General features: G+C 67.0%; 1 protein-coding gene. It reads left to right on the top strand.

What is annotated here, in order from left to right; translation table 11 throughout:
- Positions 1-84 precede the first annotated feature (84 nt).
- Positions 85-1271, top strand: a 1187-nt coding sequence (locus ACLQ2T_RS29230; RefSeq protein WP_425769573.1) for an amino acid adenylation domain-containing protein, incomplete at its 3' end; no start/stop codon positions are given.

The raw sequence follows: 1271 nt of genomic DNA, 5'->3' as shown, positions 1-1271 counted from the left end.
CCGGTATGGACGGCACCGGCGGCGGCGATGACAGGGCCGGATCCGGTACCCGGTCCCGGCCTGTTGGAAGGGTTCCACCGTTCCGTGGACACCCACCCCCACCACACCGCCGTCATCGACACCGACGGCACCCCGATCACCTACACCGAACTGGAAACCTGGGCCAACCGCGTCGCCCACCACCTACTCGCCCACCACATCGGCATCGAAGACATCATCGCCGTACCCATCCCCCGCAGCGCCACCCTCACCGCCGCCATGTGGGGCATCTGGAAAACCGGCGCCGTCTACCTCCCCCTCGACCCCGACTACCCCCCACACCGACTCCACCAATACACCACCGACGCCCAACCCACCCACACCCTCACCACCCACACCGTCAACCACCTACGCCACCACACCACCACCAACCACCACCGCCCACCCACACCCCACACCCACCCCCTCAACGCCGCCTACCTCATCTTCACCTCCGGCACCACCGGCCGCCCCAAAGCCGCCATCAACACCCACCAAGGCCTCACCAACCGCCTCGCCTGGATGCAACACACCATCCCCCTCACCACCACAGACCGCATCCTCCACAAAACCCCCACCAGCTTCGACGTCTCCCTCTGGGAACTCACCTGGCCCCTCCTGCACGCCGCCACCCTCGTCCACCTCCCACCCGGCGCCCACCGCGACCCCACCACCATCCACCACACCCTCACCCACCACCACATCACCATCTGCCACTTCGTCCCCGCCATGCTCCGCACCTACCTCCACCACCTCACCACCACCAACCCACCACCCACCCCCCACCTCCACCACGTCATCAGCTCCGGCGAACCCCTCACCACCGACCTCACCACCACCTTCCACCACCACCACCCCCACACCACCCTCCACAACATGTACGGCCCCACCGAAACCGCCATCGACGTCACCACCACCACCATCACCCCCCACCAACCCATCACCCTCGGCCACCCCACCCCCGGCAACCACATCCTCATCCTCAACCCCCACCACCAACCCCAACCCCCCAACACCATCGGCCAACTCACCATCGCCGGAACCCAACTCGCCCGCGGCTACCACCACCAACCCGGCCACACCGCCGACACCTTCCGCCCCCACCCCACCCAACCCGGCCAACGCATCTACACCACCGGCGACCACGCCCACACCACCCACAACGGCACCATCCACTACCACGGCCGCACCGACCACCAAACCAAAATCCGCGGCACCCGCATCGAACTCACCGAAACCCACCAACACCTGGT

Source organism: Micromonospora sp. DT229, from assembly GCF_049844505.1.
Classification (GTDB): Bacteria; Actinomycetota; Actinomycetes; order Mycobacteriales; family Micromonosporaceae; genus Micromonospora.
The sequence above is the reverse complement of the archived record's forward strand: the minus strand, read 5'-3'. Positions and strand labels throughout refer to the sequence as shown.